Raw genomic sequence first — 414 nt, 5'->3', positions numbered from 1 at the left:
GCCTTGAAGAACGCGTGCGTCATCAGGTGGAACACCGCCACCGAGTAGGCCGAAGCGCCCAGTGCCACGGTCATGTAGCCCAGCTGCGACAGCGTGGAGTACGCCACCACGCGCTTGATGTCGTTCTGGATGATGCCCAGGAAGCCCATGAACAGCGCGGTGATCGCGCCGATCACCAGCACGAAGGACAACGCGGTATCCGACAGTTCGAACAGCGGCGACATGCGCGCCACCATGAAGATGCCGGCGGTCACCATCGTTGCCGCGTGGATCAGTGCCGAGATCGGGGTCGGGCCTTCCATCGAGTCAGGCAGCCACACGTGCAGCGGGAACTGCGCCGACTTGCCCATCGCGCCGATGAACAGGCAGATGCAGGCCACGGTCAGCATCATCCAGTCGGTGCCCGGGAAGGTC

The 414-nt window shown here is 64.0% G+C and carries 1 protein-coding gene; it reads right to left on the bottom strand.

Annotated features, from left to right (window positions below; genetic code table 11):
• Positions 1-414 (bottom strand): proton-conducting transporter transmembrane domain-containing protein (locus tag AB4Z35_RS30810; protein ID WP_442101272.1); only part of this gene is annotated, 414 nt, incomplete at both ends.

The organism is Pseudomonas sp. KB_15, assembly GCF_052114525.1.
In the GTDB taxonomy this organism is placed as follows: domain Bacteria; phylum Pseudomonadota; class Gammaproteobacteria; order Pseudomonadales; family Pseudomonadaceae; genus Aquipseudomonas.
Note: the sequence above shows the minus strand (reverse complement) of the source record. Positions and strands in the feature narration are given on the sequence as shown.